The organism is Pseudomonas orientalis (assembly GCF_002934065.1).
In the GTDB taxonomy this organism is placed as follows: domain Bacteria; phylum Pseudomonadota; class Gammaproteobacteria; order Pseudomonadales; family Pseudomonadaceae; genus Aquipseudomonas; species Aquipseudomonas orientalis_A.
The window spans coordinates 73945-100364 of sequence record NZ_CP018049.1 but is presented as its reverse complement, the minus strand read 5'-3'; the positions used below and the strand labels follow the sequence as shown (position 1 = coordinate 100364).

Sequence of the window (26420 nt, the reverse complement as noted above, 5' to 3'; positions counted from 1 at the left end):
ATGCCAAACCTGCCGCCCCTTATCCAGCGCGTTATAGAACTGATCAAGCGCTACCCTGGGGTGATCGCACTCGGTGGCTTCATCTCGGGTGTGGGCAGCTTCATCCTGGTGGACCGCCAGCAAGGCATGGCCAGTTGGATCGCCGTGATCCTGCTGGTGAGCTGGTTGTGGCTGATGCTGGAAAACAGCTTCACCCAGCTGTTCACCAAGCTGTTCAACCGCGAGATACCGGAACCGCTGCTGCGCTATGCGACCCAGATGATCCACCAGGAAAGTCTGTTTTTCGTGTTGCCGTTCTTTTTCGTCACCACGGCCTGGAACAGCGGCCAATCGGCGTTCACCGGCCTGCTCGGCGCGGCGGCGCTGGTCTCGATCATCGACCCGCTGTATTACAAGTGGCTGGCGCCCAAGCGCTCGCTGTTCCTCGCCTTGCATACGCTGACATTGTTCGCCGCACTGCTGACCGCGCTGCCGATCATCCTGCACCTGACGACCGCCGAAAGTTACAAACTGGCACTGGGCGTCGCCATGGCCCTGTCGATTCCGAGCCTGGCCGCCAGCCTGCCGCTGCGCAGCGTCAAAGGCTGGGCAATGCTGCTGGGGGTGACAGCGGCTATTGGCTGCGCCGGCTGGTTGCTGCGTAGCTGGGTGCCACCTGCCACCCTGTGGATGACTGAAGTGGCCATCAGCACCCAGCTGCAAGACCGCACACCGGGCGACGACCTCAAGCAAGTCAGCGCCGCCCAGCTGCGCAGCGGCGGACTGTACGCCTACACCGCAATCAACGCGCCGCGCGGCCTCGATGAGCGGATCTACCATGTGTGGAAATTCAACGGCAAGGAAGTCGACCGCATTGCCCTGGATATCCATGGCGGCCGCAAGGAGGGCTACCGCGCCTGGACGCACAAGCAGAACTTCCCGCCGGATGCGGTAGGCCGCTGGCAGGTGCGGGTGCTCACCGAAGACGGGCAAGTGATTGGCGTGCTGCGCTTTAACGTCACCGACTCAGCACAAACGGACAACCCGCCTTAGGCCCGATCGTGCTATTACGTAGCAATTGTGGACAGCCAAACACGCTCGGAGCTTATGACCACTCCCACGACGGCCGGCGCGGCCCAACTCGATACGTCCCGCACACCGCCGTTGCTGCGCATTACCGGTGACTGGACGCTTGCCCATTACGCAAAGCTGAAGAAGCTGTCGAACACACTTGACGGCCAATACGACGCCGGCGCGCACATCGACCTTAACGGCCTCGGCGCCCTGGATACTGCCGGCGCTTCGCTGCTGGTGGAGTTGCTGGGGCCCGACCGTATCGAACGCTCCGCCGAGCAGAGCGATTGCAGCCTGTCCGCCGCCGACCGGGCACTGCTCAAGACGGTCTACCGCTCGCTCAATGATTTTTGCGTACCGCTCAAGGAGCCGGAAGAGGGCGCCGGTGTGCAACTGCTGGCGCGCATCGGCCGCGCCGTGGACACCGTCTGGCAAGACGGGATGAAACTGTTGGGCTTCATCGGCCTGATCCTCGAAACCTTCGTGCGCGGCATCCTGCGGCCCAAGCGCTGGCGCCTGACGCCGGTGGTCGCGCATATCGAACAGACCGGCCTGGATGCCGCGCCGATCGTTGCGCTGCTGACCTTTCTGGTCGGCGCCGTGGTGGCCTTCCTCGGCGCCACCGTGCTCAAGAGCTTCGGCGCGACGATCTTCACCGTGGACCTGGTGGCGTTTTCATTCCTGCGCGAATTTGGCGTGTTGCTCACCGCCATCCTGATCGCCGGTCGCACGGCCAGCGCCTTTACCGCACAAATCGGCTCGATGAAGGCCAACGAAGAAATCGACGCGATCCGCACCCTGGGCCTGGACCCGATGGAGCTGCTGGTGCTGCCGCGGGTCCTGGCATTGCTGGTGGCGCTGCCGATGCTGACATTCCTGGCGATGCTTTCGGGGATTGTCGGCGGCGGCGTGGTGTGTGCGGTGGCCCTGGATATTTCGCCGGCGATGTTTCTGTCGCTGCTGCAATCGGACATCGGCGTGCAGCATTTTCTGGTGGGCATGGTGAAAGCGCCGATCTTCGCGTTCCTGATCGCCGCGATCGGTTGCCTGGAAGGCTTCAAGGTCAGCGGCAGTGCCGAGTCGGTCGGCGCGCACACCACCTCCAGCGTGGTGCAGTCGATTTTCGTGGTGATCGTGCTGGACGCGGTCGCGGCAATGTTTTTCATGGAGATGGGCTGGTGAGTCGTCTGCATCGAGCGCCCACTGAGGCGGTGATTGAAGTTCGCGGCCTGTGCAATCGCTTTGGCAGCCAGAGCGTGCACGAGAATCTCGACCTGGATTTGTACAAGGGCGAGATCCTGGCGGTGGTCGGCGGCTCCGGCAGCGGCAAGTCGGTGTTGCTGCGCAGCATCGTCGGCCTGCGGCGACCCAGCGAAGGGCAAGTGCGGGTATTGGGCAAGGACCTGCCGAATTTGTCCGAGCATGAACGCTCACTGGTGGAACGGCGCTTCGGTGTGCTGTTCCAGAAGGGCGCCTTGTTTTCCTCGCTGACCGTCACCGAGAACGTCGCCTTGCCGTTGATCGAGCACGCCGGGCTCAGCCGCGCCGATGCCGAGCATCTGGCGGCGGTCAAGCTGGCCCTGGCCGGGCTGCCGTTGTCGGCGGCCGACAAGTACCCGGCGTCGCTGTCCGGCGGCATGATCAAGCGCGCCGCCCTGGCGCGCGCGCTGGCCCTGGACCCGGACATCCTGTTTCTCGACGAACCCACCGCCGGCCTCGACCCGATTGGCGCGGCGCAATTCGACCAACTGATCCTGACCCTGCGCGACGCGCTGGGCTTGAGTGTGTTCCTGGTCACCCACGACCTCGACACGCTGTACACCATCACCGACCGCGTGGCGGTGCTGGCGCAGAAGAAAGTCCTGGTGGCGGACGCCATCGATGTCGTCTCGGAAACCGATGACGCCTGGATCCACGAATATTTCCACGGCCCCCGAGGCCGTGCGGCATTGGATGCCGCTCAATCGCTCAACGAGGTATGACATGGAAACCCGAGCCCATCATGTGATGATCGGACTGTTCAGCGTAATAGTGGTGGTCGGCGCGATGCTGTTCGGCCTGTGGCTGGCCAAATCCAGCGTCGACAGCGCCTTCCAGGACTATGAGGTGGTGTTCAACGAAGCGGTCAGCGGCCTGTCCCAGGGCAGTTCGGTGCAGTACAGCGGGATCAAGGTCGGCGATGTCACCAGCCTGCGCCTGGACCCCAAGGACCCGCGCCGCGTGCTGGCGCGCATCCGCCTCGCCGGGCAAACGCCGATCAAGGAAGACACCCAGGCCAAACTGGCACTGACCGGCATCACCGGCACGTCGATCATCCAACTCAGCGGCGGCACTCCGCAGAGCCCGGAACTCAAGGGCAAGGACGGCAACCTGCCGGAGATCATCGCGTCGCCGTCGCCCATCGCCCGCCTGCTCAATAACAGCAACGACCTGATGACCAGCGTCAACCTGCTGCTGCATAACGCCAACCAGCTGTTCTCCCGGGAAAACGTCGAACGCTTGAGCACCACCCTGGACAATCTGCAGCAAACCACCGGCGCCATTGCAGAACAGCGCGGCGACATCAAAGTGGTGATGCAGCAATTGATGCAAGTGAGCAAGCAGGCCGGCGGCGCGCTGGAACAGACCACCGTCTTGATGCGCAACGCCAACGGTTTGCTCAACGACCAAGGCAAGCAAGCCTTTGGCAGCGCGGAGCAGGCAATGAAGTCCCTTGAGCAAAGCACCGCCACCCTCAATACCTTGCTGGCCAACAACAAGGACTCGGTGAACAGCGGTCTGCAGGGCCTCAATGAACTGGCGCCGGCCGTGCGCGAACTGCGCGAAACCCTCGGTTCGCTGCGCGCCATCTCCCGCCGCCTGGAAGCCAACCCCAGCGGTTACCTGCTGGGCAGTGACAAGAACAAGGAGTTCACGCCATGAAGCGTGCTTACCGAATCATCGCCCCCGTGGCCTTTGCATTGATGAGCGCGTGCTCGATCCTGCCCAAGCCGGACCCGTCCGACGTCTACCGCCTGGCGTCGACGCAGCCCGTCAGCCAAGGTACGCCGGTGAGCTGGTCACTGCGCGTGACCAAGCCACAGACCAGCGAATTTCTCGACAGCCCACGCATCGCGGTGGTGCCCAATGGCGATCTGATCAGCAGCTATGCCCACTCGCGCTGGAGCGACCCGGCGCCGGTGCTGTTGCGCAATCGCCTGCTGGATGGCTTCCAGCGTGATGGGCGGGTGACGCTGTTGAGTACCGATGAGACCAACCTGCAGGCGGACTATGAGCTGGGAGGCCAGTTACAGGCGTTTCAGAGCGAATACCACGGCACGGCAGTGGAGGTGGTGATTCGCCTGGATGCGCGGCTGGTGCGCGGCAGTGATCAGCGGATTATTGCCAGCCGGCGGTTTGAGGTGAGGCAGAAGGTGGGGGACACCAAGGTGCCGGCGGTGGTGGCTGCTTTTGGGCAAGCCGGGGATCAACTGAATAGGCAGGTAGTGGATTGGGTGGTGGCGCAAGGCAACACTACACCTAAAGGTTGAGGGCCTCATCGGGGGCAAGCCCCCTCCCACAATTTGAATGCATTCACAGATCAACGTGTGGGAGGGGGCTTGCCCCCGATAGCAATCTAAGCTCAACCAAAGAACCAGTAGCACACCGCAATAGCTGCAACGACACCCGCAAACTCCGCCAACAACGCACACCCCACCGCATGCCGCGCCCGCTGGATGCCCACCGACCCGAAGTACACCGCCAACACATAAAACGTGGTCTCGGTACTGCCCTGGATCGTCGCCGCCACCAACGCCGGGAAGCTGTCCACACCCTGGGTCTGCATGGTCTCGATCAGCATCGCCCGCGCCGCGCTGCCGGAGAACGGCTTGACCATCGCGGTCGGCAGTGCGTCGACAAACCGCGTGTCCATGCCGGTCCAGGCCACCAGGTGGCGAATCCCTTCCAGGCCGAAGTCCAGGGCGCCGGAAGCACGCAACACGCCCACCGCACAGAGCATCGCTACCAGATAGGGCAGCAGGTTCTTGGCGACGTCAAAACCTTCCTTGGCACCTTCGACAAAGGCCTCATACACCTTGACCTTGCGCAAGGCGCCGATCACCAGGAACAGCATGATCAAGCCAAACAGCGTGAGGTTGCCCAGGATCGAAGACAACCCGGCCAGCGCCGTGGCGGACAGGGTCGCCAGCAACGCCATGAAGCCTCCCAGCACCAACGCGCCGGGAATCAGGTAGGCGAGCACGACCGGGTCCCACAGGCGCAGGCGCTGCATCACCGCTACCGACAGCAGGCCCACCAGCGTCGACGCGCTGGTGGCCAGCAGGATCGGCAGGAACACCAGCGTCGGGTCGGCAGCGCCTTGCTGGGCGCGGTACATGAAGATGGTCACCGGCAACAGCGTCAGCGAGGACGCATTGAGCACCAGGAACAGGATCTGTGCGTTGCTCGCCGTATTGGGGATGGGGTTGAGTTCCTGCAGCGCCTTCATGGCCTTGAGGCCGATGGGCGTGGCGGCGTTGTCCAGGCCCAGGCCGTTGGCGGCGAAATTGAGGGTGATCAAGCCGATGGCAGGGTGACCGGCGGGCACCTCCGGCATCAGGCGACGAAACAGCGGGCCCAGGGCCCTGGCCAGCCAGTCGACGATCCCGGCTTTTTCGGCGATACGCAGAAAACCCAGCCACAACGTCAAGGTGCCGAACAAGAGCACCATGACCTCCACCGACAATTTGGCCATGGCGAAAATGCTTTCCACCATCGCCGCAAAAATTCCGGCGTTACCGCCCACCAGCCATTGCGCCAGTGCTGACACCATTGCCACCACAAAGAAGCCAAGCCACAGGCCATTGAGCATTAGTTGAATCCCCCGAAAGATGGGGCGAATGATAGCGGGGCTGGCAGAAACGACAAACCCCGGAATTATCCGGGGTTTGTGTCAGCGCAATCGAGCGATCAGCCGCGAGTGATCTCACCGGCCGGCAGCGCCTCTTTGCTGCGCCAGTGCGGCAGCGAATTCCAGTAGCGCTCGCCCTTGGCATCGTCGTACATGCCTTCCCAGCGCGAGATAACCAGCACGGCCAAGGCGTTGCCGATCACGTTCAGCGCGGTACGCGCCATGTCCATCACACGGTCTACACCCGCGATAAACGCCAGGCCTTCCAATGGAATGCCCACGCTGCCCAGGGTAGCCAGCAACACCACGAAGGACACACCCGGCACGCCGGCGATGCCTTTGGAGGTGACCATCAGGGTCAGCACCAGCATCAGTTGCTGGCCGATCGACAGGTCGATGCCGTACAACTGGGCAATGAAGATCGCGGCGATGCTTTGATACAGGGTCGAACCGTCGAGATTGAACGAGTAACCCGTCGGCACCACGAAGCTGCAGATCGCCTTCGGCGCGCCGTAGGCTTCCATCTTCTCGATCACACGCGGCAGTACGGTTTCGGAACTGGCGGTGGAGTAGGCAAGCACCAGCTCGTCCTTGAAGATGCGCATCAGCTTGAGGATCGAGAAACCAAACAGACGGGCGATCAGGCCCAGCACCGCAAACGCGAAGAACAATATCGCGACGTAAACCAGGATCACCAGCTTGGCCAATGGCAGCAGCGAGGCGAAGCCGAAGTTGGCGACCGTCACCGCGATCAGCGCAAATACGCCGATAGGGGCGTACTTCATGATCATGTGAGTGACTTTGAACATGCTCTCGGACACACCCTGGAACATGGTCACCAGCGGCTCGCGCAGTTCCGGCTTGAGGCTCGACAAGCCCAGGCCGAACAGCACGGAGAAGAAGATGATCGGCAGCATCTCGCCACGGGCGACGGCTGCGAAGATGTTCGACGGGATCAGGTTGAGAATGGTCTCGATGAACGCATGCTCATGCTGCACTTCGGCGGCGGTTGCCTGGTACTTGGAGATATCGACAGTACCCAGGGTACTCATGTCGATGCCCGCGCCCGGATGGAACAGGTTGGCCAGCAACAGGCCGACCACGATGGCGATGGTGGTGACGACTTCAAAGTAAAGGATGGTCTTGACGCCGATGCGGCCCAGCTTTTTCGCGTCACCCACACCGGCAATACCGACAATCAGCGACGAAATCACGATTGGGATAACGATCATCTTGATCAGGCGGATAAAGATATCGCCTGCCGGCTGCAGCACGTTGCTGATCCACCAGGCCTTTTCAGCACTGAAATGGTTGAGCACTGCACCGATTGCGATCCCCAGCACCAAACCGATGAGGATCTGCCAGGCGAGGCTTAGCTTTGCCTTCTTCATGTCATTACCCTTACTTCAAGTGAACTTAAGGCAAATGCGCCAGCTGGACCGCTCGAAAGCGAAAAAGTGTGAGCATCTGCCTCCATGGAAGGTCACCGCAGCGTGGCCGAAATGGCTTACTGGCAGGCGAAAAAAGGCGCAACTATTCCCATGCAAGGCGGCGGCGTCTAATGCCGTAAACGCCTACCCTATGCCGAATCGGCATGGTTTTTTTTGAAAATAATTGTCTGAGCGGTCAGTTCGAATACGCCATTGAAGCGGGTGAACCGGCCGTGAGGCTGCCAATTCCGGCTTGCGTAGAGGTAGCTGAAGACTTGGGGTGTTGGGTAGAAATGCTTGGAATATCCGCGGCATGACGTAAGAAACAGGCTATTGCGCTCGGAAAAATTTATCGATGGATGGTCGCGCCGACACACTACGTAATGATTGGCGAGAGGCAAAACGAGGAATGCCAGCTATGGCCGGCATGATGCCCGGGCTTTGAGAGTCATAAGCCCGCCGCAAGTTCAGCAAGCTTGAGGACTTGTGAACTTGCGTCGCAGCTTTTCACCTGACCCGGCCCTTGCGCAGGCACTCCCTGTGCCCGTAGGTCACGCCGATCCTGATCGATCAGAGCAACCCGGCCCCCTGGTCATGCATCGCATTTGGTATGCGATGCAAACAAAAAGAAGCGAACTGGCTTCTTTCTATGGACGCCGGCTCCGTAAGACGGAACCTAGTACCAATTCGGATCTTTCTTCAGCTGCTCCATGAGCAGCTTCTGCATACCTTCATCCGGCTTACCGATAAATCGGTAGTCGGCATGCCGCGTCGGCGATTTGTCCGCCGGCAGGCCGGCCGGGACTTCCACCAACATGGCGTAGGCATCTTCCTTATCGAAGCTGAAGGCGACGATCAGGCGCTTGTTCCGGCAAGTATCTGCCGTTTCACACAGCGGCCCTACCAGGTACTTCTCACCATCTTCTTCTACAGCGTTCATCTGCTTGGCCGCGCCCGACAGGTTCATCACCCATTCGGGCAGGCGCTGCTCTTTCTTGACCACGCCTTGCCAGGTTTCACGGTACTGCGCATCCGTGCTGAGCAATTCATTGGCCCGGGATTGGCCGTCGTTGGCGGCCATCACCAGGCTGCTGCCGCCCAACAGCAGGGCGGCGGCTATGGCTTTAAAAGGCACAGTGGTCATATTCAGCCTCGGCCTTTACGACCAAAGAAGAACGATGCGATAAACATCACAAGGAAGACCACGAAGAGAATCTTGGCGATACCCGTAGCGGTGCCGGCGATACCACCGAAGCCCAGGACTGCAGCCACAATGGCGATGATCAGAAATGTGATTGCCCAACTCAACATGGTGATTCTCCTTAAGCTTTCATAGGGGTAACAGCGGTGATGCCATGCAGTCGCTCGACGCGAGCGACGATGTGTTGCTTAGAACACCCAGCGTTCTTGAACCGGCAGTTCGCTCAGGGTGGACTCCTGGTCTGCCAGTCGCAGTTGCGGGGCGGTTACATCAGCAGTCGTGCTGCCAACGGAACGGAAATGGGTCTGGGTCATGACGGGGCGTTCGAACTGCGGGGCTTGCTGCTGACTCTGCTGCCAATGCTGCATCTGCTGGCCGGCAATCAGCGTGACCATCAACGCCAGGCTGGCGAACAGACCTTGCTGCACATGCAGCGGCGATACACGCAATTGGCTGAGGCGTTGGCGAGTCATACTGCTTTCTCCCGCATTCTGATTATTCGGTCATGACGCTCTATGCAGTACCTATTGCAGAGCTCATGCCAGTTTTTTTACAAAATAAAACTCAATAAAATCATATAGTTAAGAATTATCTATCGGCACACAGCACAGCATCCTGCACGATGCCCTTTCAGGGGCCGTGCGAAATGCACGATGGCCAGTGGTCGGGTCGAGGGATCGAAAGCGAATGGGCGATTGCCGAAGGGGCGAGAAGCTATGAAAACGCCACTAGATCGGGCCTTTTACTAGGGCGTGTAGGAAGATGTGCAGATAGCTACGCGATGCTTCCTTTTATCGATCAGAATAAACCATGCAACTTGCCCGATTATTCCGGGACTAAACACCAACATTCACAGTTAAGGAGCGCGGGACAGATGGAATCAGCCAAGGAACTTCAAGGCCGCATTCTTTTAGTGGATGACGAGTCCGCGATCCTCCGGACCTTCCGCTATTGCCTGGAAGATGAAGGCTACACCGTCGCCACCGCCAACAGCGCAGCCCAAGCCGATGCCTTGATGCAACGCCAAGTGTTCGACCTGTGCTTTCTCGACTTGCGCCTGGGCGAGGACAACGGCCTGGATGTATTGGCGCATATGCGTATCCAGGCGCCATGGATGCGTGTCGTGATCGTTACCGCCCATTCGGCGGTGGACACTGCAGTCGATGCGATCCAGGCCGGCGCCGCCGACTATCTGGTCAAGCCCTGCAGCCCGGACCAACTGCGCCTGGCTACCGCCAAGCAGTTGGAAGTACGCCAGCTCTCGGCACGGCTGGAAGCACTGGAAGGCGCGGTGCGCCAGCCCAAGGACGGCCTCGACTCTCATAGCCCGGCCATGATGGTGGTACTGGAAACCGCACGGCAGGTCGCCGGCACCGATGCCAATATCTTGATCCTCGGCGAGTCAGGCACCGGTAAAGGCGAGTTGGCGCGGGCCATTCACGGCTGGAGCAAACGCTCGAAAAAATCCTGCGTGACCATCAACTGCCCATCGCTGACCGCGGAACTGATGGAGAGCGAACTGTTCGGCCACAGCCGCGGCGCATTTACCGGCGCCAGCGAAAGCACATTGGGCCGCGTCAACCAGGCAGACGGCGGCACGTTGTTTCTCGACGAGATCGGCGACTTTCCGCTCACTCTGCAACCCAAGTTGCTGCGCTTTATTCAGGATAAGGAATACGAGCGGGTGGGCGACCCGGTTACCCGCCGCGCGGACGTGCGTATTCTCGCCGCCACCAACCTGAACCTCGAAGACATGGTGCGCGACGGCCGCTTCCGTGAAGACTTGCTGTACCGCCTCAATGTCATCACGTTGCACCTGCCGCCGCTGCGCGAGCGCAGCGAAGACATCCTCACCCTGGCCGACCGCTTCCTGGCGCGTTTCGTCAAGGAATATGCCCGCCCGGCGCGCGGCTTCAGCGATCAGGCGCGCGAAGCGCTGCTCAACTATCGCTGGCCCGGCAACATCCGCGAGCTGCGCAACGTGGTGGAACGCGCCAGCATCATCTGCCCTCAGGAGAAGGTCGAGATCAGCCACCTCGGCATGGCCGAGCAACCGACCACCAACGCCCCACGCATCGGTGCGGCACTGAGCCTGGACGAATTGGAAAAAGCCCATATCGGCGCGGTACTTGCCACCAGCGATACGCTGGATCAAGCCGCCCGCACCCTCGGCATCGATGCGTCGACCCTGTATCGCAAACGCAAACAGTACAACTTATGAGCTGTACCTCATGAAGCTCGCGATGAAACTGCGCACCCGGTTATTCCTGAGCATCTCGGCGCTGATCACTGTGGCCCTGCTGGGGCTGATCCTGGGCCTGGTCAGCGTGATGCAGATGGCCAAGACCCAGGAGTCGTTGATTCGCAGCAATTTCGTCACCCTCGACCTGGGCGTGAAGTTGCGCCAGAGCCTGGGCGATCAATTGATCATGATGCTCGAAAAGCGTCCCGACCCGGCAGCCCTGGAAGCCTCCAAACGGCGCTACTTCGACCTGTTGGACCAGGGCATCGCCCATGAACAGCGTGACGGTCATACCCACGGTTTCGAGCAGGCACGCAAGGACTACCAGAACCTGCTGCAGGCATTTGACGAATCCCAGCAGAACCCGCCTCTGCCGGGCAGCAAGGAAAAGCTCACTGAAACCTTCAATACCCTACGCAACGGCCTGATCGTCCACCACAGGCAGGCGCTGGAAAATATCAGCACAAGCGAGCATAAATCCCGTGAGCGTGCGCTGTTGATCGCCAGCTTGCTAGGGCTGGTGGGCCTCGCGGTATTGATCATCGGCTTCGTGACCGCCCATGGCATTGCCCGGCGATTCGGCGCGCCCATCGAAGCGCTCGCCAAGGCTGCCGATAAAATCGGGCAAGGCGATTTCGAAGTGACATTACCGATATCGACGGCGGCGGAAATGAACCTGCTGACCCGTCGCTTCGGCATCATGGCCGAGGCTTTGCGCCAACACCAGGCCACCAATGTCGATGAGTTGCTTGCCGGTCAGCAGCGCTTGCAGGCGGTGCTCGACAGCATCGACGATGGCCTGCTGATGATCGACCGCCAAGGCCAGCTTGAACACCTCAACCCCGTCGCGCAACGCCAGCTGGGTTGGGACGAAGAGCGCCTCGGCCAGGGCTTGGGCGAAGCGCTGGGCCGCCCGGAAATGGATGAACAACTGCATCTGGTGCTGCGCGGCGGCAACCTGGAGCGGGCGCCGGAAGATCTGGAAGTGGAAGTCGAAGGTGAGCTGCGCCTGCTGACGTACAGCCTGACCCCGGTGAGCCACACCGAGGGGCATATCCTGGGCGCCGTGATGGTGCTGCATGACGTCACCGAGCAACGTGCCTTTGAGCGGGTGCGCAGCGAGTTCGTGTTGCGCGCCTCCCATGAATTGCGCACACCGGTGACCGGCATGCACATGGCCTTCGGACTTTTCCGCGAGCGAGCCAAGTTCCCGGCTGAGTCACGCGAAGCCGACCTGCTGGATACGGTCAACGAAGAAATGCAGCGGTTGATGCAGTTGATCAACGATTTGCTCAACTTCTCGCGCTACCAGAACGGCCTGCAGAAACTCACGCTGGGGCCGTGCGACGTCACCGACCTGCTGGAACATGCCCGGGCCCGGTTCGCCGAACCGGCGAACGCGCAACGCGTCGAACTGCTGGTGGAAGCCCAGTCGGGCCTGCCACGCCTGTACGCCGACCAGGCGCAACTGGAGCGTGTGCTCGACAACTTGCTGGGCAATGCCCTGCGGCATACTGCCGAGGATGGGCAGATTCGCTTGCAGGCGCGACGTCATGGCGAACGGGTGATTATCAGCGTCGAGGACAACGGTGAAGGCATTGCCTACGGCCAGCAGGGGCGCATCTTCGAGCCCTTCGTGCAGGTAGGGCGCAAGAAAGGCGGCGCCGGCCTGGGGCTGGCGCTGTGCAAGGAGATCGTGCAATTGCATGGCGGCCGCATGGGTGTGTATTCACGGCCGGGGCAGGGAACGCAGTTCTATATGGCCTTGCCTTTGTAAGAACCAGCTCCCTGGCCAGAAAGGGCTCGCTACCCTTCAGCGCTGGTTCAAGGCGCGCAGGATCGCCGCACTTTGCGCATCTGGAGTGCCGTCGAACAACGACGGTCGAAAACGCATCTGGAACGCGGCGATCACATGACGCGTGGCCACGTCCAGCTCGCCGGTTTGCGGTGTCGAGTAGCCCAGACGCGCCAGCTCTTCCTGGAACCAGGTGATGCTCGGCGGTTGCGCGGCGTACTGCTGCTGGAATCGAGCCACTGCCTGGGCATCCGGCCAGATCCCCAGGCCCTCATCGGCCAGACGCTTCCATGGAAACAACGGCCCCGGGTCCAATTTGCGCAGCGGCGCGATATCGCTGTGCCCGATGATGTTCCTGGGCTCGATACCGTTACGCTTGCTGATGTCCTTGAGCAACACCACCAGCGACTTCACCTGCGCTTCGGAGTACGGGTACCACACCCGGCCGGTCGGGGTATCGCTGTAGCCAGGGTTGACGATCTCGATGCCGATGGAGCTGGAGTTGAGCCAGGTGCGCCCCATCCATTCGCTTTCTCCCGCATGCCAGGCGCGCTGGTTTTCATCAACCAGTTTGTAGATTGTGCCTGAGGCGTCATCGCCGATCAGGTAATGGCTGCTGACCTGACCATGAGTCAACAGCGCCAGTGAGCGCTCAAGGTTGGCCGAGGTGTAATGCACCACAACGAACTGCACACGATTGTCGTGGTTCACCGAAGGGTGGCTGGTGTTCAGGCGCGGGCCACTGGAGCAGCCGGCGAGCAGAAGAACTGCAAAAGCGATAAAGAAAGATTTCATGGGGGAGGCATTACACAGAGGACGATAATGCAACAGTGTAACGTAAGGTCAAATTCCAGGCGGCCAAATTACAAAATGGAACATCTTTTACGCGGCCTGCACCTGATTACGTCCCGCCGCCTTGGCCCTGTAGAGCGCTTCATCGGCGCGCTTGAGTGCCAGGTCACTGCGCTCGCCCGGCTGGAACTGCGCGACGCCCATGGATACCGTGATGGTCACCGGCTCGCCCTTGAAGTGGAACGGGCAAGCCTCGACAGCCACTCGCAGCATTTCACCGACGGCTAAGGCGTCCGACAAGGCTGAGTCAGGCATCAACAACACAAATTCTTCACCGCCAAAACGCGCGATAAAGTCAGTCGATCGCAGGCGCTTGCGCAACACATTGGCGATGATCTTCAGTACTTTATCGCCGGCCAGGTGGCCGTAGCCGTCGTTGATGCGCTTGAAGTGATCCAGGTCCAGCATGGCCAGTGAGAGGGAGTTGCCCTGCTGATGCCAGGCATTGACCTCATGATCCAGGCGCTCACTCCAGGCCGCGCGGTTGGGCAAACCGGTAAGCGGATCGAGTAGTGCTTTCTGGCGCTGTATCTCCAGATGCTCACGATAGCCCTGGGCTTCCTGCTCCATGTTCGCCACCCGCTCCGCCAGGCCCTGAAGGCGCGCCGCCACCTCTTTTTCGCGCTGGTCTCGCTGCTGCTGGTGTTCGTCCATGGTGCCGAGCAAGCCTTCAAGGTGGCTCTCCAGCACCTGCTTGAGGCTGTCCAGATCGGCGGCGTCCTGCACGCTGCTTTGCAGGCCATCTACCTGCTCGCGAATTTGCGTGTCCAGCTCCCGAGCGGCGGAGCGGCTGTCGGCGTGCTCATCGCTGGCGAACTGCAAATGGCCCTGGAATGCTTCAAGGCGCTCGTTGAGCTGTTTAAGGTAAGCCTCGAATTCATGCTGGCCGCTGTCGGTCACCGCCAGCATCAGCACCGCCAAGTCATCGAGAATCGGCAGAAGCTCGTACCAGTTCAAGCCATGGGCCAGGCGCTCGCGCATGGCTTCGGCCTGGGGCCGGTGCCGCTCGGGCAAAGGCAACTCTTCCAGCAGGCCGAGCAAGGTGTCTTCGATATGTTTGGCAACCGAGCTGTAGGAAGGCTCGGGTGAATCGGGCAGGGCGTAAAGGCCATCCGACTGCAGGGCGTCGGGTTCAGGCTCCGCGGTATCCAATACGGGCGGGAGTGAAAGGCTGCCGATCAGCGTTTCCTCAGGCGTATAGACGGCGTCTTGCGGCGCTTCAATAAAAGCCGCGAGTGCGCTTTCGGGAGCGTCCTCCTCGGCCGGCGCTTCAAGCGCCTCGGGTTCGTCAGGCTTGGGCGCGGATGACGTCTGAGCAGGCGCTTCGAACTCGAATGTTACGCTGGTGGACGCCTCCTTGACGGGCGCCGCGGGCTCAGGCGCAGAGGTGGCTGTGGTTGGCGGCAACGGCGCAAAAGCCCGCAATGCCTGGGCCAGTTCTTCAGATTGCGCCGGCTCTGAAGGCCCAGGCGCAGCCGGTGAGGATGTGACGGATTTCGGCGCAGGGGGCGTCTCGGGCTCGGGCGTTGACGCTTCGTTCGAAAGCTCCTTGGCACCAAACAAGCGCTGCAATAAACCAGGCCCGGAGCGCGGCGTTTCGCCATCAGGCTCCAGGTTATGCAGCGCCTGCTCCTGCAGGCTGCTCAATTCGCTGAGCAGCAGGGGTATTTCCCGGGCCTGCCCGACTCGACCGTCAAGCTGCTTGGCAAACGTCTTCAGCGGGCGCGCCACTTCACGGGGCAGCGGAAGTTTCTGCAACTGCGCGACCAGGGCGGTGAGGGCGGTACTGATCTGGTCGACCCGGGTTTCGCGGCGCTGCTCGGAATCCAGCACGGCCTTTTCCAGGCGCGGCAGCAAGGCGGCGAGGGCAGCGTCCATGTCGTCGGTTCGCACGACATCGCGCATTTCCTTCATGCATTGGTCGACAGCGCGGTCGGTGCCTTCAGCCGCCAGCGTGCTGCGCACCAGCCCTCGGCGCAACAGGTCGAGGCGAGCGGCCCAGCGGCGCTCGAGCTGGTCTTGTTGCTCAACGCTTTTAAGGTATTTTTCTTTCCAGCGCTGGGCATCGTCGCTCATGCAAGAGGACCGCCGGGGCCTGGGCTCAATGCGGGGAATGCATCAGCCGTGAGCGAACCCGGCAGACGAATCTCTACCGCGACCGGCAGGTGATCTGAAATGGGCTGCGCCAGGACTTGCACACTTTCCAGTGTGAGGCTCGGGCTGAGCAGGATATGGTCCAGACAGCGCTGCGGACGCCAACTGGGAAACGTGGCTTCGACTTGCGGCGCCAGTAAGCCAAGATCGCGCAGAGGGGAATTCTGCAGCAGGTCGTTGGCGTGGGTGTTCATGTCCCCCATCAACACCTGATGCTTGTAGTTGCCAATCAAGTCGCGCACGTAGGCCAACTGAAGGTTGCGCGTACGCCCGCCGAGCGCCAGGTGCATCATCACCACCACCAAGGCTTCCGGGCCTTCGCCGAAACGCACCAGGATCGCGCCACGCCCTTTGGGGCCCGGCAACGGATGATCCTCGATGACGGTCGGCTTCAGGCGACTGAGCACACCATTGCTGTGCTGCGCCAGGCGCCCGAGGTTGCGATTGAGTTGCTGGTACCAGTAGGGGAAGGCACCGAGCTGAGCAAGGTGTTCCACCTGGTTGATATAGCCGGAGCGCAGGCTGCCGCCGTCGGCTTCCTGCAGAGCGACCAGGTCGAAGTCGCTGAGCAGGTCGCCGATTTTCTGCAGGTTGCCGGTACGCCCCTTGTGCGGCAGCAAGTGCTGCCACCCGCGCGTGAGGTAGTGCCGATATTTCTCGGTACTGTTCCCCACCTGAATATTGAAACTGAGCAGGCGCAGGCGGCTGTCTGCCGGCAGGCCTGTGGACTCCAGGTGGTGTTCGTTGACCTGCGGATCATGCAGGCCGACGACACGCTCGGTACCCCAACGACGCATGGCGAGCCCCTTACTTGGCTGCGCGCTCTTTGGCGATCAGCTGGTCGGCGACATTGAGGGTTTGTTCAGGACCACCGGTGCTGCCCAGGTCGAAACGGTACTTACCGTTGACGATCAGGGTCGGTACGCCTTGCACGCCATACTTCTGCGCAAGCTCCTTGGCCTGCTTGATCTGGCCCTGGATGGCAAAGGAATTGAAGGTGGCCAGGAACTTGTCTTTATCGACACCCTGGGTGGCAACGAAGTCAGCCATTTCGTCCGGCTTGGTCAGGCGCTTGCCTTCTTTCTGGATCGCGTTGAATACCGCGTTGTGGACCTTATGCTCCACACCCATGGCTTCCAGGGTCAGGAACAGCTGGCCGTGGGCATCCCATGGGCCGCCGAACATGGCCGGAATGCGTTTGAAGTTCACGTCCTTGGGCAGCTTTTCGGCCCAGGGGTTGATGGTCGGTTCAAAGGCGTAGCAATGCGGGCAGCCATACCAGAACAGCTCCACCACCTCGATTTTGCCGGGAACCGAAACCGGGACCGGGTTAGTCAGTTCAACGTAGGTTTTACCGGCTTCAAGCGGCACGTCGGCAGCTTGTGCGGTCATGCCGAAGAGACTGGCAGTGACGAGAGCGGCGCTGAGGATCAGTTTACGCATGCTTTACTCCTGGACAAATAAAGTCGCCTCACGCGACCTTTATGTGTGACAGGTCTACGCGGACATGAGTTCGTTAGTGTAACGGCAGCGCCCACAAAAAAGGGCGGCCGTGGCCACCCTTTTTATGCTTGCATCGACGGATTAATCGAGCGTTAACGTTGCCGTCTGTCAGTGCAGGCCCTGGATGTAACTGGAGATTGCAGCAATGTCTTCATCGCTCAGTTTGCGGGCGATGGTGCGCATGGTCATTGCGTCGCCATCATTGGCCCGGCCGGCTTCCTCCTTGCGGAAGTCGGTCAGCTGTTTGGCGATGTAGGCAGCGTGCTGGCCGCTCAAGTGCGGGAAGCCGGCGGCGGCATTGCCTGCGCCATTTGGCGAATGGCAGCCGGTACAGGCGGGCAGGCCCTTGTCCAGATCGCCGCCACGGAACAGTTTCTCGCCACGGGCGACCAGTTTCGGATCAGCAGCTCCCACACTGCCTTTCTGGCTGGCAAAATACGCCGCGATGTCAGCGATGTCCTGATCGCTGGAGTTGGCCAGCAAGCCGGTCATTTCCAGCACCACGCGCTTGCCATCCTTGATTTCGTGCATCTGCTTGGCCAGGTAACGTTCACCCTGGCCGGCCAATTTGGGGAAGTTCGGCGCCGGGCTGTTACCGTCCGGTCCATGGCAAGCACCACACACGGCGGCTTTCGCCTGCCCCGCGGTAGCGTCGCCTGCGGCATGGGCAACACCGGTGATGCCCAAGGTCAACAGCAGACTCACGATCAGTTTGTTCATCAGCTAATCCAACTACGGCTAAGGGTTTAAGAGTTATCTACCGGGTTTACTCACCATCAACTCATTGATGGCCTGGTAATCCTCGGTACTGCAGTCCATGCACAAACCACGCGGCGGCATTGCCTTGAAACCCTGGGGCAATCACTTGATCATGTGTCGATCAATTCAGGGTTTGAGAGCGTTTTGCGTTCTAATGCGCAATAAAGGTCTTTTCGCTCCCGTGAACGTCATCCTTCGCTGGGACAAAGCACACACAAAATCTGCGGCATTATATACTGGCGCTACTGAAACGGAAACGACACCGCTTGCCGCACCCTTTTTCGGCACCGCCCACATCGGAAAACTCATGCAACTCAAGAATCCCATCCTCGGCCTGTGCCAACAGTCCACCTTCATGCTCAGCGCCGCCAAAGTGGACCAATGCCCCGATGACGAAGGCTTTGAAGTCGCCTTTGCCGGCCGTTCCAACGCTGGCAAGTCCAGCGCATTGAACACGCTCACCCATGCCAGCCTGGCACGCACCTCGAAAACCCCGGGTCGCACGCAGTTGCTCAATTTCTTCAAGCTAGACGATGATCGGCGTCTGGTCGACCTGCCGGGCTACGGTTATGCAAAAGTCCCTATCCCGTTGAAGCTGCACTGGCAGCGTCACCTCGAGGCTTACCTGGGTGGTCGGGAGAGTTTGAAAGGTCTGATCCTGATGATGGACATCCGTCATCCAATGACCGATTTCGACCTGTTGATGCTCGATTGGGCGGTCGCCAGCGGCATGCCGATGCACATCCTGCTGACCAAGGCCGACAAGCTGACCTACGGCGCGGCCAAGAACACCCTGCTCAAAGTGCAGTCCGAAATCCGCAAGGGTTGGGGCGATGCCATCACCATCCAATTGTTCTCCGCGCCCAAGCGCATGGGCCTGGAAGACGCCTACACCGTGCTGGCCGGCTGGATGGAATTAGCGGACAAGGGCGCGGAAATCGCCGAATAACTTTTCTGCAGGCAAAAAAAACCCCGGACTTCGTATGGGGAGGGGAAGTTCGGGGTCCAAGTTCCGAACCGCTAGGGTGGGGTCCGGATATCTGCCAACACTTAACACAACATAGGAGCATTGAAGGGCTTCACCACCCATTCAGTAACTCTGAGTGGCAGTTCACAGGTTAAGTTCCGGCAGATTCAAAAAACACTTGGAAATAACTGACGGTAGCTTCCGATCTAAAGCGTTTCGCCATCACCGATTGTGACGGCGAAACCGCAGAATCAATGCGCCTCGTCCCAGTTATCGCCAACGCCCACGTCCACCACCAGGGGCACGTCCAACTGAGCCGCAGCGCTCATGTGCTCGCGAATTCTTTCGCTGACCTCGGCGACCAGATCCTCACGGACCTCCAGTACCAGTTCGTCGTGCACCTGGAGAATGACCTTGGCGTCCAGGCCTGATTCCGTCAGCCAGTTGTCCACCTTCACCATGGCTTTCTTGATGATGTCCGCTGCCGTGCCCTGCATTGGCGCGTTGATCGCGGTGCGTTCTGCCGCCGCGCGCTCCTGAGGCTTGTTGGAGTTGATATCCGGCAAGTACAGGCGCCGCCCGAAGAAGGTTTCCACGTAGCCCTGGTCCGCCGCCTGGGCACGGGTGCGCTCCATGTACTCGCGCACCCCGGGATAGCGGGCGAAGTACACATCGATATAGGCCTTGGCAGTCTTGGTGTCGACGCCAATGTCCTTGCCCAGCTTCTGGGCACCCATGCCGTAGATCAGGCCGAAGTTGATCGCCTTGGCACTGCGGCGCTGGTTGGAGGTGACCTCGGTCAATTCAACCTTGAAGACCTCGGCAGCCGTGGCGGTGTGCACGTCCAGGTCGTTGCGAAAGGCATTCATCAACCCTTCGTCCTTCGACAGGTGCGCCATGATCCGCAGTTCGATCTGCGAATAGTCCGCCGCCAGCAGCTTGTAACCCTTGGGCGCGATAAACGCCTGGCGAATGCGTCGCCCCTCGGCGGTGCGCACCGGGATGTTCTGCAGGTTCGGATCGCTGGAGGACAGACGCCCGGTCGCCGCCACCGCCTGGTGGTAGGACGTATGAATACGCCCGGTACGCGGGTTGATCTGTTCCGGCAGACGGTCGGTGTAGGTGCTTTTTAGCTTGCTCATGCTGCGGTACTGCATGAGTACCTTGGGCAATGGAAAATCATCCTCCGCCAGTTTGGCCAGCACTTCTTCGGCGGTGGATGCCTGGCCCTTGCCGGTTTTTTTCAACACGGGCATGCCGAGCTTCTCGTAGAGGATCGCCCCGAGCTGCTTGGGCGAACCCAGGTTGAATGCCTCACCGGCGATTTCGAAGGCCTGGCGCTCCAGCTCGATCATCTTGTTGCCCAGCTCGATGCTCTGGATGCCCAGCAGGTCCTTGTCCACCAAGGCGCCCTGGCGCTCGATACGTGCCAGCACCGGCACCAGCGGTATTTCGATATCCGTCAGCACACTGGCCAGGCTCGGGATCGCGGTCAACTTCGCATGCAGTTCCTGATGCAGGCGCAAGGTCACGTCGGCATCTTCGGCCGCGTAGGGGCCGGCTTGCTCAAGGGCAATCTGGTCGAAGGTCAGCTGCTTGGCGCCCCTGCCAGCGATGTCCTGGAAGCTGACCGTGTCGTGGTCCAGGTACTTCTTCGCCAGGCTGTCCATGTCGTGGCGGGTCGCGGTGGAGTTCAGCACGTAGGATTCGAGCATGGTATCGAAAGCGATGCCGCGCACGGTGATGCCCTGCGCCGGGTCGCCACCGATGGCGCAGTTGGCCAGGATGTTCATGTCGAACTTGGCGTGCTGGCCGACCTTGAGCCTGGCCGGATCTTCCAGCAAAGGTTTCAAGGCCAGCAGCACGGTGTCACGGTCCAATTGCTCCGGCGCGCCGGTGTAGGCATGCGTCAGCGGGATATAGGCAGCTTCATGGGCCTGCACCGCAAACGACAGCCCGACCAATTGAGCCTGCTGGGCGTCGATACCGGTGGTCTCGGTATCGAAGGCAAACAACGGCGCATCGGTGAGTTTCTTCAACCATAGATCGAACGTGGCCTGGTCAAGGATAGTGGTGTAAACCGTCTCCACCGGCACCGCGATAACCACCTCGGCAGGGGCCTCGGCGGCAGGCGCAACTTCGTTGGCCGCCTTGAGTTCGACACGCTTGCTATCGCGCTGGATCTCGTCGTACCAGCTCTTGAACTCGAGCAGCGTGTACAGCTCCAGCAACTTTTCGCGATCCGGCTCGATCAGGTGCAAGTCGTCCAGGCCGATGTCCAGGGGCACGTCGATTTTGATCGTCGCCAGCCGATAGGACAGGAACGCCATCTCCCTGTGCTCTTCCAGCTTCGCCGCCAGCGTCTTGGCGCCCCGAATCGGCAGGGTCGGCACAATGTCCAACTGCTCATACAGCTCTTTGAGACCGCCATTGACCCCCACCAGCAAACCGGAGGCGGTCTTCGGACCGATGCCGGGAACCCCAGGGATGTTGTCGGAGGAATCGCCCATCAGCGCCAGATAATCGATGATCTGCTCCGGAGCGACGCCGAATTTCTCCTTTACGCCCTCGATGTCCATCGAACTACCGGTCATGGTGTTGACCAGGGTAATGTGCCCATCCACCAGTTGCGCCATGTCCTTGTCGCCGGTGGAGATCACCACCGGGCGGTCAGCGGCGGCGCTGCTGCGGGCCAGGGTGCCGATCACATCATCGGCCTCGACGCCTTCGACGCACAGCAACGGGAAGCCCAGGGCTATCACGCTCTGGTGCAGGGGCTCGATCTGCAGGCGCATGTCATCGGGCATGCTCGGGCGATTGGCTTTGTAGTCGGCGAACATTTCATCGCGAAAGGTCCCGCCCTTGGCGTCGAACACCACGGCGAACGGGCTGTCCGGGTATTGCTTGCGCAGGCTCTTGAGCATGTTCAACACGCCCTTGACCGCACCGGTCGGCAGGCCTTTGGAGGTGGTCAGCGGTGGCAGCGCGTGGAAGGCGCGGTACAGATAAGAAGAACCGTCCACCAGGACGAGGGGCGCTTGGCTCATGAGCAGGATCAACCTTTTCGGCGGGTCAGGCGCTAGAATAGCCGGACCAATGAAAACAAAGGGACAAGGTTATCATGCGTACATTCAATCGCCTGCTGTTCACTGGCTTGATTGCACTCGCTCCGATGGCTGCCATGGCGGCCGACGATGCCCCGTCGGGTGATCCGGAGGTGACCATTCGCACGGAAGGCGACAAGACTATCCAGGAGTACCGCCAAAATGGCTTCCTGTACGCCATCAAGGTCACGCCAAAAGGCGCTCCACCGTATTTCCTGGTCCGCGCCGATGGAACCGACGCGAACTTCATCCGTTCTGACCAGCCGGATATGCTGATCCCGTCATGGAAGATCTTCGAATGGAAATGATTCCCTAATTTCAACCGGCGCCGCCCTGAGCGGCGCCCGTAACGGCAGTTTTAACCATGTCTGTGTTCACCCCCCTGGCTCGGCCCGAGCTGGAAACCTTTCTTGCCCCTTACGGGCTCGGCCGCCTGCTTGATTTCCAGGGGATTGCCGCCGGTAGCGAAAACACCAATTTCTTTATCAGCCTGGAGCATGGCGAGTTCGTCCTGACCCTGGTTGAGCGCGGCCCCGTGGCAGAAATGCCGTTCTTTATCGAACTGCTCGACGTGCTCCACGACGCCGACCTGCCGGTGCCCTACGCCCTGCGTACCACCGACGGTATCGCTTTGCGCGAACTCAAGGGCAAACCTGCCTTGCTGCAACCGCGCCTGGCCGGCAAGCACATCAAGGACGCCAACGCCCAGCATTGCGCCCAGGTCGGCGACCTGCTCGGCCACCTGCACCTGGCGACCCAGGGCGACAAGGTCCTGGAGCGCAGGACCGATCGCGGGCTGGAGTGGATGCTCAGTGAAGGCGCGCAGTTGATTTCGCATCTGAACGACGCACAACAGCGCCTGTTGCAGGACGCGTTGAACGAGATAGAAGCCCACAAGGCGCAGATTCTCGCCCTGCCACGCGCCAACGTTCACGCCGACCTGTTTCGCGACAACGCGATGTTCGAAGGCACGCACCTGACCGGCCTGATCGACTTCTACAACGCCTGCTCCGGGCCGATGCTGTATGACGTCGCCATCGCCTTGAATGACTGGTGTTCGAACGCCGACGGCGTGATTGATGGGCCGCGCGCCCGTGCGCTGCTGGGTGCTTATGCAGGGTTGCGGCCGTTTACCGCGAAGGAAGCCGAGCTATGGCCGACCCTGCTGCGCGTGGCGTGCGTACGGTTCTGGCTGTCGCGGCTGATCGCAGCCGAGTCGTTTGCCGGGCAGGATGTGCTTATTCACGACCCTGCCGAATTCGAGCATCGCCTGCTGCAGCGCCAACAGGTGGCTGTGCATCTGCCGTTCGCGCTCTAAAAAAGTGTGGGAGGGGGCTTGCCCCCGATGAAAGTGGGTCAGTCACTGATGTATTCACTGACACTCCCTCATCGGGGGCAAGCCCCCTCCCACATTTGATTTGCGGCGACTGTCAGAGTGATTCAAGGCACCCGGCCAGGTCGTTGCCCAATTTCTCCAGCACCTGCTCATAGCCCTGGGCAGTGGCCGGGGTGTAGCCGCCCAGCGCATCCAGCTCCGCCAATTTAACCGGCAACCCGGCAACCAATGTTTCGGCCAATCGCGGCCGCAACGGCGGCTCGCTGAACACGCACGTCTTGCCCACTTCCTGCAGCCGCGTACGCATCGCCGCCACATGCTGGGCGCCGGGCTGCACTTCGGCGGCTACGCTGAACACGCCGGCGTGCTTCAAGCCGTAAGCGTCTTCGAAGTAATCAAAGGCTTCGTGAAAGACAAAGTAAGGCTTGCCTTCAACGCTTGCCAGACGCTTCTTCAGACGTATGTCCAGCGCATCCAGGCGCCCCTCGAAGGCTTTGGCGTTGCTTTGATAACGCTCGGCGTTGGCCGGGTCGGCCGCACTGAGGTCAGCCGCCATACGCGCGGCAATTACGCGGGCGTTCACCGTCGACAACCACAAATGCGCATCCACACTGCCAGGGCGATGATCGTGATCATGTTCATCGGCTTCGTCAGCGTGAGAGTGGCTATCTTCGCCGAAAATGCGAAGTTTCATGCCTGGCAGATCCTGCACCGCCACGGTTGGCGCCGTGCGGCCCTTCAGCACGCGCGGCAGAAACGTTTCCATGTCCGGCCCGATCCAGTACAGCAGATCGACCGACTGCACGCGCCGTACGTCGGATGGGCGCAGTGCGAAATTATGTGGCGATGCGCCTGGTGGCAGCAGCACCTCCGGAACGGCTACACCGTCCTGCACGGCAGCGGCAATCAGTTGCAGCGGCTTGATGCTGGTCAGCACCTTGACGTCGGCCTGAGCGGCGCCAGCCACGAACAAACTGGTGACAAATACGACAAAAACGGGAAAAAGTCGGGACACGATGACCACTCAATGGCGTAGGAACAGGTAACATAATAACGTCTCTATCAAATATCTGTTGCCGCTCATGCCTATTACACCGCTTGCCAGCCGTCCCCACGACCACTCTCACTGCGTTCACAGCGCATTGTCGGAGGCCGACACCCTATGCGCGCAGAAGGGTTTGCGCCTGACCGCGCTGCGTCGTCGCGTGCTGGAGCTGGTGTGGCAAAGCCACAAGCCGCTGGGCGCGTATGACATCCTCGGCGTACTCAGCGAGCAGGACGGCCGCCGCGCCGCGCCGCCTACGGTTTACCGCGCGCTGGATTTCCTGCTGGAAAACGGCCTGGTGCACCGCATCGCCTCGCTCAACGCGTTTGTCGGCTGCAACCACCCGGAGCACGCGCACCAGGGCCAGTTCCTGATTTGCCGCGAGTGCCACGCCGCCATTGAGCTTGAACAGAAAAGCATCAGTGATGCCATCATCAAAAGCGCCGCCGGAGTCGGCTTCAGCGTCGAAGGGCAAACGGTCGAAGTGGTCGGCCTGTGCTCGGGCTGTCAGGGGGCTTGATGAGCAACCCGTTAATCCGCCTGGAGCAGGTCGGGGTCACGTTCGCCGGGCAACACGTGCTGGACAACATTGCGCTGAGCGTGGAGCCGGGGCAGATCGTGACCCTGATCGGCCCCAACGGCGCCGGCAAGACCACCCTGGTGCGCGCCGTGCTCGGCTTGCTCAAGCCCGACCGCGGCAGCGTATGGCGCAAGCCCCGGCTGCGCGTGGGCTATATGCCGCAGAAGCTGCACGTGGACCCCACACTGCCGCTGTCGGTATTGCGCTTTCTGCGCCTGGTGCCCGGTGTAGACCGCGCCCGCGCCCAAGCGGCGCTCAAGGAAGTCGGCGCCGAACAGGTGATCGACAGCCCGGTGCAGAGCATCTCCGGCGGTGAAATGCAGCGCGTGCTGCTGGCCCGCGCCCTGCTGCGCGAGCCGGAGCTGCTGGTGCTCGATGAGCCGGTGCAAGGCGTCGACGTCGCCGGCCAGGCCGAGCTGTACAGCCTGATTACCCGTTTGCGCGACCGCCATGGCTGCGGCGTGCTGATGGTCTCCCACGACTTGCACCTGGTGATGAGCACCACCGATCAAGTGGTCTGCCTCAACCGTCACGTGTGCTGCTCCGGCCACCCGGAACAGGTCAGCGGCGACCCGGCGTTCGTCGAGCTGTTCGGCAAAAACGCGCAAAGTCTGGCGATCTACCATCACCATCACGACCATGCCCACGATCTGCATGGCGCCGTTGTCGATGACGCTTCTACCCCCCACGTTCATGGAGATAGCTGCAAGCATGGCTGATTTTCTGCTCTACGCCCTGCTGGCAGGCTTGGCTTTGGCGTTGGTCGCGGGCCCATTGGGCTCGTTCGTGGTCTGGCGGCGCATGGCGTACTTTGGCGACACCCTGTCCCATGCCGCACTGCTTGGCGTGGCCATGGGCTTCCTGCTCGACGTGAGCCCGACCATCGCCGTAACCGTCGGCTGCCTGCTGCTGGCGGTGTTACTGGTGACGCTGCAGCAGCGCCAGCCGCTGGCGTCCGACACGCTGCTGGGCATCCTGGCGCCGAGCACCCTGTCCCTGGGCCTGGTGGTACTGAGCTTCATGCATGAAGTGCGCATCGACCTGATGGCCTACCTGTTTGGCGATCTGCTGGCGATCAGCCCTACCGATCTTGCGTGGATCCTCGGTGGTAGCGCGGCGGTGCTTTTGGTGCTGGTGAGCCTGTGGCGCCCGCTGCTGGCAATCACCGTGCACGAGGAGCTTGCAACGGTCGAAGGTTTGCCCGTGCCGGCCCTGCGCCTGGCGCTGATGCTGTTGATCGCGGTGGTGATCGCTGTCGCGATGAAGATTGTCGGCGTATTGTTGATCACCTCGCTGCTGATCATTCCAGCCGCCGCCGCTCAGCGCCATGCCCGTTCGCCGGAGCAAATGGCCATCGGCGCCAGTCTGCTGGGCATGCTGGCAGTGTGTGGGGGCCTGGCCTTGTCATGGTTCAAAGACACGCCGGCCGGGCCGTCGATTGTGGTGTCGGCGGCCGCCCTGTTTCTGCTGAGTTTTGTCCTGCCCCGTCGAGGGGTGTAGACTTGCTC

General features: G+C 61.1%; 25 protein-coding genes and 1 pseudogene. 13 read left to right on the top strand and 13 right to left on the bottom strand.

The features are described 5' to 3' along the window. Genes BOP93_RS00485 through BOP93_RS00465 form a run of 5 tightly spaced genes read left to right on the top strand, consistent with a single transcriptional unit; the run spans position 1 to position 4583 of the window. Positions 1–1032, top strand: coding sequence for a DUF5924 family protein (locus BOP93_RS00485; RefSeq protein ID WP_065936532.1), 1032 nt, complete (start codon positions 1–3; stop codon positions 1030–1032). A gap of 54 nt (positions 1033–1086) precedes the next feature. Beyond that, entirely contained in the window at positions 1087–2235 is a 1149-nt protein-coding gene (locus tag BOP93_RS00480; protein WP_104501185.1) for an ABC transporter permease, read from the top strand. Then, positions 2232–3035, top strand: a complete 804-nt coding sequence (locus tag BOP93_RS00475) for an ABC transporter ATP-binding protein (RefSeq protein WP_065886789.1) — start codon at positions 2232–2234, stop codon at positions 3033–3035. The genes BOP93_RS00480 and BOP93_RS00475 overlap by 4 nt, the downstream gene beginning before the upstream one ends. A 1-nt stretch (position 3036) precedes the next feature. Continuing rightward, entirely contained in the window at positions 3037–3975 is a 939-nt protein-coding gene (locus BOP93_RS00470; protein ID WP_065886788.1) for an MlaD family protein, read from the top strand. Then, positions 3972–4583, top strand: coding sequence for an ABC-type transport auxiliary lipoprotein family protein (locus BOP93_RS00465; RefSeq protein WP_104501184.1), 612 nt, complete (start codon positions 3972–3974; stop codon positions 4581–4583). The genes BOP93_RS00470 and BOP93_RS00465 overlap by 4 nt, the downstream gene beginning before the upstream one ends. 92 nt (positions 4584–4675) lie before the next feature. On the opposite strand, the gene BOP93_RS00460 is transcribed toward BOP93_RS00465, so the two are convergent. The 5 genes from BOP93_RS00460 to BOP93_RS00440 all read right to left on the bottom strand — a co-directional run bounded on the left by BOP93_RS00460 (position 4676) and on the right by BOP93_RS00440 (position 9048). Further along, complete coding sequence (locus tag BOP93_RS00460) at positions 4676–5905, bottom strand: nucleoside recognition domain-containing protein (protein WP_065895293.1); 1230 nt, start codon at positions 5903–5905, stop codon at positions 4676–4678. Between the two features lie 98 nt (positions 5906–6003). Then, a complete protein-coding gene (gene gltP / locus BOP93_RS00455; RefSeq protein ID WP_057725679.1) occupies positions 6004–7335 on the bottom strand; it encodes a glutamate/aspartate:proton symporter GltP in 1332 nt (443 codons plus the stop codon). A 715-nt stretch (positions 7336–8050) separates the two neighbouring features. Further along, a complete protein-coding gene (locus tag BOP93_RS00450; RefSeq protein WP_104501183.1) occupies positions 8051–8518 on the bottom strand; it encodes an inhibitor of vertebrate lysozyme family protein in 468 nt (155 codons plus the stop codon). Positions 8519–8520: 2 nt separating this feature from the next. After that, positions 8521–8685 carry a DUF1328 domain-containing protein gene (locus tag BOP93_RS00445; protein ID WP_003187386.1) on the bottom strand — a complete coding sequence of 55 codons (165 nt, stop codon included), beginning with the start codon at positions 8683–8685 and terminating at the stop codon, positions 8521–8523. Positions 8686–8763: 78 nt separating this feature from the next. Continuing rightward, the gene (locus BOP93_RS00440) at positions 8764–9048 is read right to left on the bottom strand and encodes a hypothetical protein (protein ID WP_104501182.1); all 285 of its coding nucleotides are present in this window, start codon (positions 9046–9048) and stop codon (positions 8764–8766) included. A gap of 401 nt (positions 9049–9449) precedes the next feature. On the opposite strand from BOP93_RS00440, the gene algB reads away from it, so the two are divergent. Continuing rightward, on the top strand, positions 9450–10796 hold the full coding sequence (gene algB, locus BOP93_RS00435; RefSeq protein ID WP_104501181.1) for a sigma-54-dependent response regulator transcription factor AlgB: 1347 nt from the start codon (positions 9450–9452) through the stop codon (positions 10794–10796). A gap of 10 nt (positions 10797–10806) precedes the next feature. Beyond that, the gene (locus BOP93_RS00430; protein ID WP_104501180.1) at positions 10807–12594 is read left to right on the top strand and encodes an ATP-binding protein; all 1788 of its coding nucleotides are present in this window, start codon (positions 10807–10809) and stop codon (positions 12592–12594) included. A gap of 36 nt (positions 12595–12630) precedes the next feature. Here the strand turns inward: BOP93_RS00430 and BOP93_RS00425 are convergent, their stop codons facing one another. The 6 genes and pseudogenes from BOP93_RS00425 to BOP93_RS27715 all read right to left on the bottom strand — a co-directional run. Beyond that, positions 12631–13407, bottom strand: coding sequence for an N-acetylmuramoyl-L-alanine amidase (locus tag BOP93_RS00425; protein WP_104501179.1), 777 nt, complete (start codon positions 13405–13407; stop codon positions 12631–12633). Positions 13408–13494: 87 nt separating this feature from the next. Further along, on the bottom strand, positions 13495–15540 hold the full coding sequence (locus BOP93_RS00420; RefSeq protein ID WP_104501178.1) for a diguanylate cyclase: 2046 nt from the start codon (positions 15538–15540) through the stop codon (positions 13495–13497). Beyond that, complete coding sequence (locus BOP93_RS00415; RefSeq protein WP_104501177.1) at positions 15537–16415, bottom strand: endonuclease/exonuclease/phosphatase family protein; 879 nt, start codon at positions 16413–16415, stop codon at positions 15537–15539. The genes BOP93_RS00420 and BOP93_RS00415 overlap by 4 nt, the downstream gene beginning before the upstream one ends. Before the next feature lie 10 nt (positions 16416–16425). After that, a complete protein-coding gene (gene dsbA / locus BOP93_RS00410; protein ID WP_104501176.1) occupies positions 16426–17061 on the bottom strand; it encodes a thiol:disulfide interchange protein DsbA in 636 nt (211 codons plus the stop codon). A gap of 168 nt (positions 17062–17229) precedes the next feature. Then, positions 17230–17841, bottom strand: a complete 612-nt coding sequence (locus tag BOP93_RS00405; protein WP_104501175.1) for a c-type cytochrome — start codon at positions 17839–17841, stop codon at positions 17230–17232. A 33-nt stretch (positions 17842–17874) separates the two neighbouring features. Next, positions 17875–17976: pseudogene (locus tag BOP93_RS27715) on the bottom strand (cytochrome); the annotation flags it as partial. A 211-nt stretch (positions 17977–18187) separates the two neighbouring features. Between BOP93_RS27715 and yihA the strand changes: the two are divergent. Continuing rightward, positions 18188–18829, top strand: a complete 642-nt coding sequence (gene yihA / locus BOP93_RS00395; RefSeq protein WP_042943980.1) for a ribosome biogenesis GTP-binding protein YihA/YsxC — start codon at positions 18188–18190, stop codon at positions 18827–18829. 269 nt (positions 18830–19098) lie between these two features. On the opposite strand, the gene polA is transcribed toward yihA, so the two are convergent. Continuing rightward, entirely contained in the window at positions 19099–21894 is a 2796-nt protein-coding gene (polA, locus tag BOP93_RS00390) for a DNA polymerase I (RefSeq protein WP_104501174.1), read from the bottom strand. 74 nt (positions 21895–21968) lie between these two features. Between polA and BOP93_RS00385 the strand changes: the two genes are divergently transcribed. Beyond that, on the top strand, positions 21969–22259 hold the full coding sequence (locus BOP93_RS00385) for a DUF2782 domain-containing protein (protein WP_057725690.1): 291 nt from the start codon (positions 21969–21971) through the stop codon (positions 22257–22259). Positions 22260–22315: 56 nt separating this feature from the next. Further along, a complete protein-coding gene (locus tag BOP93_RS00380; protein WP_104501173.1) occupies positions 22316–23269 on the top strand; it encodes a homoserine kinase in 954 nt (317 codons plus the stop codon). Between the two features lie 112 nt (positions 23270–23381). Here BOP93_RS00380 and BOP93_RS00375 read toward each other — a convergent pair whose 3' ends face one another. Further along, entirely contained in the window at positions 23382–24311 is a 930-nt protein-coding gene (locus BOP93_RS00375; protein ID WP_104501172.1) for a zinc ABC transporter substrate-binding protein, read from the bottom strand. A 58-nt stretch (positions 24312–24369) separates the two neighbouring features. On the opposite strand from BOP93_RS00375, the gene BOP93_RS00370 reads away from it, so the two are divergent. From BOP93_RS00370 to znuB, 3 genes are read left to right on the top strand one after another with little or no spacing between them, the layout of a single operon-like run. Next, a complete protein-coding gene (locus BOP93_RS00370; protein WP_104505228.1) occupies positions 24370–24852 on the top strand; it encodes a Fur family transcriptional regulator in 483 nt (160 codons plus the stop codon). After that, positions 24852–25631 carry a zinc ABC transporter ATP-binding protein ZnuC gene (gene znuC / locus BOP93_RS00365; protein WP_065886773.1) on the top strand — a complete coding sequence of 260 codons (780 nt, stop codon included), beginning with the start codon at positions 24852–24854 and terminating at the stop codon, positions 25629–25631. The genes BOP93_RS00370 and znuC overlap by 1 nt, the downstream gene beginning before the upstream one ends. After that, on the top strand, positions 25624–26412 hold the full coding sequence (gene znuB, locus BOP93_RS00360) for a zinc ABC transporter permease subunit ZnuB (RefSeq protein WP_065933591.1): 789 nt from the start codon (positions 25624–25626) through the stop codon (positions 26410–26412). The genes znuC and znuB overlap by 8 nt, the downstream gene beginning before the upstream one ends. Positions 26413–26420: the final 8 nt, after the last annotated feature.

What these genes read in the sequence shown, in the direction of transcription:
- BOP93_RS00485 (WP_065936532.1), top strand. Translation starts at nt 1, where the DNA reads ATGCCAAACCTGCCGCCCCTTATCCAGCGCGTTATAGAACTGATCAAG.
- BOP93_RS00480 (WP_104501185.1), top strand. Translation starts at nt 1,087, where the DNA reads ATGACCACTCCCACGACGGCCGGCGCGGCCCAACTCGATACGTCCCGC.
- BOP93_RS00470 (WP_065886788.1), top strand. Translation starts at nt 3,037, where the DNA reads ATGGAAACCCGAGCCCATCATGTGATGATCGGACTGTTCAGCGTAATA.
- BOP93_RS00465 (WP_104501184.1), top strand. Translation starts at nt 3,972, where the DNA reads ATGAAGCGTGCTTACCGAATCATCGCCCCCGTGGCCTTTGCATTGATG.
- BOP93_RS00460 (WP_065895293.1), bottom strand. Translation starts at nt 5,905, where the DNA reads ATGCTCAATGGCCTGTGGCTTGGCTTCTTTGTGGTGGCAATGGTGTCA.
- gltP (WP_057725679.1), bottom strand. Translation starts at nt 7,335, where the DNA reads ATGAAGAAGGCAAAGCTAAGCCTCGCCTGGCAGATCCTCATCGGTTTG.
- BOP93_RS00450 (WP_104501183.1), bottom strand. Translation starts at nt 8,518, where the DNA reads ATGACCACTGTGCCTTTTAAAGCCATAGCCGCCGCCCTGCTGTTGGGC.
- BOP93_RS00445 (WP_003187386.1), bottom strand. Translation starts at nt 8,685, where the DNA reads ATGTTGAGTTGGGCAATCACATTTCTGATCATCGCCATTGTGGCTGCA.
- BOP93_RS00440 (WP_104501182.1), bottom strand. Translation starts at nt 9,048, where the DNA reads ATGACTCGCCAACGCCTCAGCCAATTGCGTGTATCGCCGCTGCATGTG.
- algB (WP_104501181.1), top strand. Translation starts at nt 9,450, where the DNA reads ATGGAATCAGCCAAGGAACTTCAAGGCCGCATTCTTTTAGTGGATGAC.
- BOP93_RS00430 (WP_104501180.1), top strand. Translation starts at nt 10,807, where the DNA reads ATGAAGCTCGCGATGAAACTGCGCACCCGGTTATTCCTGAGCATCTCG.
- BOP93_RS00425 (WP_104501179.1), bottom strand. Translation starts at nt 13,407, where the DNA reads ATGAAATCTTTCTTTATCGCTTTTGCAGTTCTTCTGCTCGCCGGCTGC.
- BOP93_RS00420 (WP_104501178.1), bottom strand. Translation starts at nt 15,540, where the DNA reads ATGAGCGACGATGCCCAGCGCTGGAAAGAAAAATACCTTAAAAGCGTT.
- BOP93_RS00415 (WP_104501177.1), bottom strand. Translation starts at nt 16,415, where the DNA reads ATGCGTCGTTGGGGTACCGAGCGTGTCGTCGGCCTGCATGATCCGCAG.
- dsbA (WP_104501176.1), bottom strand. Translation starts at nt 17,061, where the DNA reads ATGCGTAAACTGATCCTCAGCGCCGCTCTCGTCACTGCCAGTCTCTTC.
- BOP93_RS00405 (WP_104501175.1), bottom strand. Translation starts at nt 17,841, where the DNA reads ATGAACAAACTGATCGTGAGTCTGCTGTTGACCTTGGGCATCACCGGT.
- yihA (WP_042943980.1), top strand. Translation starts at nt 18,188, where the DNA reads ATGCAACTCAAGAATCCCATCCTCGGCCTGTGCCAACAGTCCACCTTC.
- polA (WP_104501174.1), bottom strand. Translation starts at nt 21,894, where the DNA reads ATGAGCCAAGCGCCCCTCGTCCTGGTGGACGGTTCTTCTTATCTGTAC.
- BOP93_RS00385 (WP_057725690.1), top strand. Translation starts at nt 21,969, where the DNA reads ATGCGTACATTCAATCGCCTGCTGTTCACTGGCTTGATTGCACTCGCT.
- BOP93_RS00380 (WP_104501173.1), top strand. Translation starts at nt 22,316, where the DNA reads ATGTCTGTGTTCACCCCCCTGGCTCGGCCCGAGCTGGAAACCTTTCTT.
- BOP93_RS00370 (WP_104505228.1), top strand. Translation starts at nt 24,370, where the DNA reads ATGCCTATTACACCGCTTGCCAGCCGTCCCCACGACCACTCTCACTGC.
- znuC (WP_065886773.1), top strand. Translation starts at nt 24,852, where the DNA reads ATGAGCAACCCGTTAATCCGCCTGGAGCAGGTCGGGGTCACGTTCGCC.
- znuB (WP_065933591.1), top strand. Translation starts at nt 25,624, where the DNA reads ATGGCTGATTTTCTGCTCTACGCCCTGCTGGCAGGCTTGGCTTTGGCG.